The sequence below is a fragment of the Eubacterium sp. CAG:161 genome (assembly GCF_000432355.1).
GTDB lineage: Bacteria > Bacillota > Clostridia > Lachnospirales > Lachnospiraceae > Eubacterium_G > Eubacterium_G segne.
In genome coordinates this window covers 16,310-24,098 of the sequence record NZ_HF991860.1, presented here as the reverse complement: position 1 = coordinate 24,098, position 7,789 = coordinate 16,310, and the positions used below count along the sequence as shown (strand labels likewise).

Annotated in this window: 11 protein-coding genes and 1 pseudogene; 5 read left to right on the top strand and 7 right to left on the bottom strand. The window is 33.7% G+C overall.

Going from position 1 to position 7,789, the window contains the following annotated elements; translation table 11 throughout:
- Positions 1 to 94: 94 nt before the first annotated feature.
- The 3 genes from Q5O30_RS04750 to Q5O30_RS04740 all read right to left on the bottom strand — a co-directional run bounded on the left by Q5O30_RS04750 (position 95) and on the right by Q5O30_RS04740 (position 1,417).
- On the bottom strand, positions 95 to 316 hold the full coding sequence (locus Q5O30_RS04750) for a hypothetical protein (RefSeq protein WP_021952610.1): 222 nt from the start codon (positions 314 to 316) through the stop codon (positions 95 to 97).
- A 75-nt stretch (positions 317 to 391) separates the two neighbouring features.
- The gene (locus Q5O30_RS04745; protein ID WP_302674589.1) at positions 392 to 583 is read right to left on the bottom strand and encodes a hypothetical protein; all 192 of its coding nucleotides are present in this window, start codon (positions 581 to 583) and stop codon (positions 392 to 394) included.
- Between the two features lie 183 nt (positions 584 to 766).
- Complete coding sequence (locus Q5O30_RS04740) at positions 767 to 1,417, bottom strand: LysR family transcriptional regulator (RefSeq protein ID WP_302674588.1); 651 nt, start codon at positions 1,415 to 1,417, stop codon at positions 767 to 769.
- A 167-nt stretch (positions 1,418 to 1,584) separates the two neighbouring features.
- On the opposite strand from Q5O30_RS04740, the pseudogene Q5O30_RS04735 reads away from it, so the two are divergent.
- From Q5O30_RS04735 to Q5O30_RS04720, 5 genes and pseudogenes are all read left to right on the top strand, one after another.
- Positions 1,585 to 2,400, top strand: a pseudogene (locus Q5O30_RS04735) (aldo/keto reductase).
- A gap of 103 nt (positions 2,401 to 2,503) precedes the next feature.
- Entirely contained in the window at positions 2,504 to 2,986 is a 483-nt protein-coding gene (locus Q5O30_RS04730) for a hypothetical protein (RefSeq protein ID WP_021952606.1), read from the top strand.
- Positions 2,880 to 3,236, top strand: coding sequence for an IS66 family insertion sequence element accessory protein TnpB (tnpB, locus tag Q5O30_RS11700; RefSeq protein WP_370553105.1), 357 nt, complete (start codon positions 2,880 to 2,882; stop codon positions 3,234 to 3,236). The genes Q5O30_RS04730 and tnpB overlap by 107 nt, the downstream gene beginning before the upstream one ends.
- Positions 3,237 to 3,337: 101 nt before the next feature.
- A complete protein-coding gene (locus Q5O30_RS04725; RefSeq protein WP_021952605.1) occupies positions 3,338 to 3,655 on the top strand; it encodes a transposase in 318 nt (105 codons plus the stop codon).
- 24 nt (positions 3,656 to 3,679) lie between these two features.
- A complete protein-coding gene (locus Q5O30_RS04720; protein ID WP_021952604.1) occupies positions 3,680 to 4,600 on the top strand; it encodes a transposase in 921 nt (306 codons plus the stop codon).
- Between the two features lie 225 nt (positions 4,601 to 4,825).
- Here the strand turns inward: Q5O30_RS04720 and Q5O30_RS04715 are convergent, their stop codons facing one another.
- The 4 genes from Q5O30_RS04715 to Q5O30_RS04700 form a co-directional block, all read right to left on the bottom strand.
- Positions 4,826 to 6,292, bottom strand: a complete 1,467-nt coding sequence (locus Q5O30_RS04715; protein ID WP_302674587.1) for an O-antigen ligase family protein — start codon at positions 6,290 to 6,292, stop codon at positions 4,826 to 4,828.
- Positions 6,261 to 6,977, bottom strand: a complete 717-nt coding sequence (locus Q5O30_RS04710; RefSeq protein ID WP_021952602.1) for a hypothetical protein — start codon at positions 6,975 to 6,977, stop codon at positions 6,261 to 6,263. The genes Q5O30_RS04715 and Q5O30_RS04710 overlap by 32 nt, the downstream gene beginning before the upstream one ends.
- A gap of 14 nt (positions 6,978 to 6,991) precedes the next feature.
- Positions 6,992 to 7,291: a hypothetical protein gene (locus Q5O30_RS04705; RefSeq protein ID WP_021952601.1), complete on the bottom strand. Its 300-nt coding sequence runs from the start codon at positions 7,289 to 7,291 to the stop codon at positions 6,992 to 6,994.
- Positions 7,288 to 7,789 (bottom strand): hypothetical protein (locus Q5O30_RS04700; RefSeq protein WP_302674586.1); only part of this gene is annotated, 502 nt, incomplete at its 5' end. The genes Q5O30_RS04700 and Q5O30_RS04705, both read right to left, overlap by 4 nt.

Below are 7,789 nucleotides of genomic sequence, written 5' to 3'. Positions count from 1 at the left end.
CAGCCACAACCGGTGTTGACATTACAACACATAAAGCCCAAATTGTCATTGCTTTAAATATAAACTTTTTATTCATGACTCTCCTCCTTTAAAACTAACTAATACCCTTTAAACTATTTAAAAGTTCCAAATCTTCCGCCTGCACTCTGAAATTAGTCTTTATAGGTTCTCCATCCGGTGCAGTAACCACCATTTCTATTATTGTACCTTCCTTTATTTCAAGACTGGCACGCTTGAAAAATTTTGGAATCATTGGATGTCTTTGTCCAAAGTCCTGTATCATTCCCTTTGCTTTCATTAACTCTAATGGATTCATATTTTTCCTCTCTTTCTTTTCTCCTTGAATTAATCATATTCTATCAGGAGTTTTTTCTTTGCCTATATAATACCATTAATCAAACTTTGTTGTCCAGTGAGCAGTTTCATTTGCTTCAAAACACATTAGTATCTGTTGACGATTTACTTTTTCTTCTGCTAAGTTATCCGGTATTTCCTCTTTTGCAAAATATCTGCTTTCAACTGTTTCAATGTTATTTACAAACCCTCCTCCCAGATTCTCACATAAAACAAATACCTTTACCACTCCTTAAATCATATTGTAAAATCCCTTTTTACTAATTAAATAATATGTAACATTTGCCTCTTTATCTGTTATATGAATAGATTTTCTCTGACTGAGCATTTCCCTGTACGATGCTGCAAGGTTCGTTGTAAAGCAAAAAAGCGTAGAATTTTTCACCAACTCCTGAAACTCAAATTCATCTCTTTAAATAAGGAAACGGGATGCCGGCATTTTTTCCTTACACAACTCTGTCCAAAATCCAATTTCATCTCTTAATAAACAGTTAAATCCGTTTAGCTCATTAAACGTAATTTCATCTACTGTTGCTAACTTATGATCCTTTGGTACGCACACATACAGGTTTTCTTCTAAATATTTCTTATCCCCAATTTCCTTTGAAACATAGGAATATGGTAAAACTCCTACCTGACTCACTCCCTTTTCAACATTTGAAATAATATCCGGAATTTCACTTAATTTGGTAGAAATTGTTTTTCCCGGATAATCTGATGACATTTGAGGTATCAGCGACCATAACGGTGCCGGTGCACAGGACTCAATATTAATTGTACGCATTTGCTTTTCGTAATTTCTCACCATTGATATAGCATTCTTTTCATATTCTAAAAGCTGCCTTGAATACTCTACCGCTTTTTTACCGGTATCATTTAGTTCTAATTTATTTTTACCTCTGTTAAAAAGCGAAACTCCAAATGCCCCCTCCACATGACGCATATTTCGTGTAAGAGTAGGCTGGGAAACATTCATTATTTCAGACACCCTTAACAGGGTTCCATTATCAGCAAAAGCAACAAACTGTTCTAACTCTGACAGATTAAGCATATCTTTCCTCACTATTCATTTTATGAAATCTTCTTTTCGTTTTTTCTATTGTATAATTTTATTTTTACAGTGTAAACTGCATATTATAATAATATTTACTATTCACGTAAATAATGTTTCACCGCAATATTTTTAATTAAAAGCCGGAAGCAATAAATATTATATCAGGAGGTTTTATTATGGAATATGTTACTTTAAATAACGGTGTCAAAATGCCAATGCTTAGCTATGGCGTATATCAGACTCCGCCGGAGGATACTGAAAAATGTGTTTTAGATGCTATTAAAATCGGCTATCGAAGCATCGATACAGCTCAGGCGTATGGCAATGAAGAAGGCGTAGGTAATGCCATTTCAAAATGTGGTCTTCCAAGAGAAGATTTATTTATAACCACTAAAATCTGGATTACTAACGCCGGCTATGAGAAAGCTAAGGCTTCAATTAAAGAGTCTTTAAAGAAACTGAAAACCGACTATGTTGATTTACTCCTTATACATCAGTCTTTTGGAGATTATTACGGAAGCTACAGAGCCATGGAAGAGGCATACAAATCCGGGTGTGCAAGAGCCATTGGTGTATCTAATTTCTATCCTGACAGATATTTGGATATTGAGCATTTTGCTGAAATCAAACCGGCTGTTAATCAGGTGGAAACCCATATTTTCTAGCAACAGAAAATTGCAAAAAAAGATATGGACAAACACGGTACTAAAATTATGTCATGGGGACCTTTTGCCGAAGGTAGAAATGACTTTTTCAATACTCCTGCCCTTAAGGAAATTGATGCTAAATATAACAAAACTGCTGCTCAGGTTGCCCTTAGATTTTTACTTCAAAGCGGTGTTATATTAATTCCTAAGTCAGTACATGAGAACCGTATGAAGGAAAATTTTGATATTTTCGATTTCCAGTTATCTCATGATGATATGGCAACTCTTGAAGCCCTTGATACAGGAAAAAGCTTATTTTTCTCACATCACGACCCTGAAACGTAAACGTCAAACCACCTGCCTTAACAGATGATTGACTTTATGCCATTCTATAAGAAATCTAAAAACTCAATGTAGTTTTTAAAGTTTTTATAGGAGGCTAAAAGCTATGGATAAATGTACACGCGAAGTTCGCAAACAAAGCTGGAAAAACATCATCACGCAGTGCATGCAAAGACCGGAAGGAATGACTGCCAAGCAGTGGCTTGATGCAAATGGCATCAGTGAGCAGTCTTACTATTACTGGCTCAAAAAAATCAGACAGGAAACTTATGAGGTTACAATGACTTCTAACGCGCTGCCTGTTCAACCAAAACGAAATGAGGTGACATTTGCAGAAGTTTCTTTTGCCGATTCTGCACCGAAACACACTTATGAATTGTCATTTCGTCCAGACATAACCATCAGTACTGATTCCATAACCATTGGTGTTTCAAATACCGTTTCGGATACGCTGCTTAATAAAGTTTTTGAGGTAATTGGTCATGCTCGCCGAAGCAACAGGTGTTACAAAGATTGTGATTGCCTGTGGCAGAACATATCTTCGCAAAGGTATCGATGGACTCGCCCAGCTGATTGGCACAAAGTATGACATGAATCCTTTTGGAAAAAATGTCCTGTTTTTATTTTGTGGCGGACGCGGTGACAGAATTAAAGGGCTTCTGTGGGAAGGAAATGGATTCCTTCTCTTATACAAAAGGTTGGAGGACGGTTCTTTTTCATGTCCGCGTACTCCGGAGGAAGCCGTAAATCTTACACGGGAACAGTACGACATGCTCATGATGGGGCTCAATCCTGTTCGTCCGAAAATCAGAGAGGTCCATCCTCAAAAGGTATTTTAGTTTTGTGCAAAACGGAGATTTATTTTTGTATTTTTCCAATTCAAATATTTCGCATTTAAGTATGTCGGAAGCGGACATGAGACAGCCTGATGAGGGCACAGGTGCGCATAGCGAACAGCCATCGTTTTGGTAAAAGTTCTAAAAAACTGAGTATCCTTGCAGGCCAGCAGTCTTTCTTTGATGAGGCTGATGCAGCATATGACGCTTCTGTAGAAGAGCCTGATATAGAAGAAGTCGTTACAACTAAGAAAAAGAAAACAAAAGGTCAGCGTGAACTTGATTTAAATAACTTTCCTGTTGACGTGATTCCGGCTTATCGTGTTTCCGAAGAAGAATTAGATCAATTCTATGGAAAAGGTAACTGGCGGAGAATGCCGGATGAGACATATAAGCGTCTCAGACATGAACCGGAAGCGTAGACTGTTGAACTGCATACGGTTGAGGTGTATGTAGGTACGGGTGGTGAACATCAGGATGAGTTTCTTCGTGGAAAAAGACCAAAGGACTTACTTAGAAACAGTATTGTTACGCCATCCCTGCTGGCATCCATTCTAAATGTAAAGTATGTGAATTCTTCTGCACTGAACAGGGTTGCACAGGAGTTTGAACGAAATGGCGTCAACATCTCAAAGCAGACCATGTCCAACTGGATTATCTGGTGTGCGGACAGATATTTTGCCCCATTTGTGGAGAGGATGAGACAGGAACTGTTAAAACTTCCGGATGTAACAAACGCTAACTGTTGGGCACATGCACGTTGTGATTATGCGGATGCAATAAAGGCTGCAGACAAAAGTAAACCTGGTGCCATAAAGAATTCTATCGTATATCAGGCATTGGAACGCATCGGAAAGTTTTATGAAGAAGATGAGAAACTAAAAAATCTCCCATCGGCAGAACGTCTTCAAAAGCGGCAGTTATTTATTAATCCGCTTGTTGAGGATTACTTTGCGAGGGTTAAGGAAATCCTGGCAGATACAACTGTTCTTCCAAAAGGAAAAACAGCAGACGGTCTGAAATACAGTATAAATCAGGAAAAGTATTTAAAAGTATTTCTTGATAATCCGGATGTTCCAATTGATAACTCCGCATCTGAACGTTCGATAAGGACTTTCTGTATCGGAAAGAAAAACTGGATGTTTCATAATACAGCAAATGGTGCTTCATCAAGTGCACTTGTATATAGTATTTCGGAAACAGCAAAGCTTAACAACCTGCGTCCGTGTTATTATTTTAAATACATCCTCACAGAATTACCGAAACATTGTGATGAAAAAGGAAATATAGATACTGCTAAGCTGGACTACTTAATGCCATGGTCAGAGAGTCTTCCGGAAGAATGCAGGGAACCACGCCGCTCATAAACCAGCGGCGTTCATTTTAATAGTAGGCGCATGGTTTGACGTTTACCCTGAAACAGTGGAATGGTTTATGAGTATCTTATAAAGTGATACACTACCATAAAAATAAAGACTACAAGCCGGGAATAAATCCCGGCTTGTAACTTTTATTTTCTGTCAAAATATTTTAATTATATATATCAATTCATACAAAGTAAACATAAAATAACTCTAAAATTTACTAATTTACTAACATTCACCATATTTAATACAACTATTGACACTACTAACCAAAACAGTAAACAAAACTATTCCGACAGGCTGAAAATTGTTAAATGTTCCCTGAATACAATACGTCAAGATTGACACAATAACAGCTATACACTCTTTTCTTCTCATCTTTATGCTTTTATATACAATATATACTATTTCACTGTAATAAATCGTTATGCCATTTAATCCTGTTGTTATTAACAATTGAAATATATGACTATGTGCATTTACCAATTTTTTCCCAAAATGTATATATAATTCATTTTTATACATTCTTTGTGCAACTGTTCCAAAATTGTCTAACCCATTACCCAATATTTTGTTTTCCCATGGAAAACTGTTATATATTTTGAGTGTATATCTCCATATATAGCCTCTGTTAGTTCCCCATGAGTCATCAAAAATAAAGTATTTATTTATTAAATTTATGTCGAATTTTAAGCCCATTATCATTATTAACCCAATTGGCAATATATATTTAATTGTTTTGTGGAATTTATCAATCATCTCTAATATTCCAAAAATTATAAGAATAATAATATTGTATTTATTTACTAAAAAAAATTGCAATTCTTCTGGGCTATAATACAAGCATTTGTAACTATATAAAATTCTTATTGTCAATAAAATTCCAGCTATAACAATTATAATTTTTCCACTTTTTTTAATTTTTCCGCTTTTAAATCCCCACAAAAATGTATAGATGAAAGAAACAGCAACTCCTACCATGCCTATATCACTAGTACATATTATACACGAAAAAAAAGATAAAATGAAAGAAAGCCATAATATTGCCTTATTATAATTTTCTTCCGAATTCATTATAAGCACTGTTGATAATGTAACTATTATTGAACAATACTCTCCATACCAATTAATATTTCCAATTGTTGATATATACTTTCCTTTATCACCACTTTGCAAATTACTCAACATTCCCAAAGGATCAATGCCTAACATATTTATACTTCCTAATAACATAACGATTATCGAAACAAACAAAATTACTTTCACAGTGTACTCTATGCTACTTTTGAATAATGAGATTTGAAAATATACAAGTATACATAATGAAACAAAATATGTGCCAAGTCCCCACCCATTTTTTCCAAGTAGTGTTATATAATAATCCTCAGAGATAGCTGTGCCTATAACAATGTTAAAAAAATACAATATTACCCCAAAATCTATTAAATTCAATTTAACATTTATCTCGCCATCTAATAGTGCATACAATAAAAAAAGAATACTAAACAAAAATAAATCAGTAATTGTGATAAATAAAAAATACTTTTTTTTTGCAGATATAATATTAAAATATCCATTTTCAAAATACATTGAAATGCCTACAATCAAGAGAAATATAAATATTCTTTTCTCTTGATTGTAAATTTTTTTAACAATATTGTTTTTATTTTCCATCAAAAACAATATCTTTCCCATCTTGATTTTTATATATGTACAATTTATTTTTCCAATCCATTGTAATATAATTTTCTATAAAATTATTTTTTCTAACATCATATCCCGGCACTGAAATTGTTTGAGCGGTTTTATTTATTTTTATATTGCTACCTGTATATCTCTTGTAAAAATCACATGCCTCATCAAAGGAACAATAGTCATAAAACTCATTAACCAAATTTTCACCATCTTTTTTCAAACTATCTGCAATATCCTTACTGATAATAGTTTCAACAGGTGATGGAAAATAAACTATGTTGTATTCTTCATCCTGCATTATGCCATGGCAGCATCTTGCATAATATAAATTGAATTCTTTTTCATAGTAAATGACATAGTAATTATTATCATGAAAAAACAATTTTGCACTTTTTTTCAATCCATCATAAACATATGTAACATCTTTAATATAATCTTTTTGGTTTGTTTCAACAATTTCATCCAAAGTCATATCCGTCGTAAATCCGGTCCAACACTCTCCAAAACAGGTATTTACTGAATCACTGCCATTAATCTCACATATGGCATATCTGTTATCTGTGCCATCCCAGTTGCTAACATACACTACCTGTCTTTTACCATCACTAAACAATCTTATCGAAACCACTACAAGAAATATCAATACTGCAATACACGAAATTATAATTATTTTTTTCTTTTTCATTTTGACTCCTTTAACTAATCATCCAACAATTTAACTATCCCTTTTAGATAATCACTTCGTATGTACTGTATCCTATAATTTCCCTTATAGCAAATTTTCCATCCATCGTTAACCGTATAATATCTATATATTTTTGATTTATAAGCCTCTTTTGCTTTATCTTTATACCTAACCTTTATATCATAATAACCAGCAATGACCATAGAATGACCATCACCATTAGGTGAAGTAAAATTACCTAAAACCGGTTTAGCATTATTGTGATATTTTTCAACTGTATCTGTAATCCACCATGTATCTCTATCACCTTTCATATTTTTTTATATTCTTTATAAAACGGTTTAAACAACTTACATATTTTTGACGTATATGTTCCCTCACTAGGAGTATATATTTTCAAATCATAATAAGCTATATTAACATATTGATTAAAGTATGGTTCCCAATCAACGTAATTTCCAGTCTTGTCACCTTTTCTTATTACACATTTTTCTTTTCTATTATAATATTCTGTCAATATCGTAGTTGCCACTTCAGAGCATGTTCTATTGATATCTATGCCATTATTTCGTTTATAATCTTTATTAAACAAAGATTGATTATAATTATTTGTGCCTAACACCCACTTTGATTGAGTTGATTTAACCTTTTTATACTTGTGTTTACCTACTCTTGATTTTGCATCACTCTCTGCATCAGTAATAGTTTCCAAAACAACTTCGAACATATTTTTTTCAGAAGCATTATACGAACTTCCAACAGAACTACAAGTTTTCTTTTCTGTTTCGGATGTTGCATCTCCACTTAACGTT

What these genes read in the sequence shown, in the direction of transcription:
- Q5O30_RS04730 (WP_021952606.1), top strand. Translation starts at nt 2,504, where the DNA reads ATGGATAAATGTACACGCGAAGTTCGCAAACAAAGCTGGAAAAACATC.
- tnpB (WP_370553105.1), top strand. Translation starts at nt 2,880, where the DNA reads ATGCTCGCCGAAGCAACAGGTGTTACAAAGATTGTGATTGCCTGTGGC.
- Q5O30_RS04750 (WP_021952610.1), bottom strand. Translation starts at nt 316, where the DNA reads ATGAATCCATTAGAGTTAATGAAAGCAAAGGGAATGATACAGGACTTT.
- Q5O30_RS04710 (WP_021952602.1), bottom strand. Translation starts at nt 6,977, where the DNA reads ATGAAAAAGAAAAAAATAATTATAATTTCGTGTATTGCAGTATTGATA.
- Q5O30_RS04715 (WP_302674587.1), bottom strand. Translation starts at nt 6,292, where the DNA reads ATGGGAAAGATATTGTTTTTGATGGAAAATAAAAACAATATTGTTAAA.
- Q5O30_RS04705 (WP_021952601.1), bottom strand. Translation starts at nt 7,291, where the DNA reads ATGAAAGGTGATAGAGATACATGGTGGATTACAGATACAGTTGAAAAA.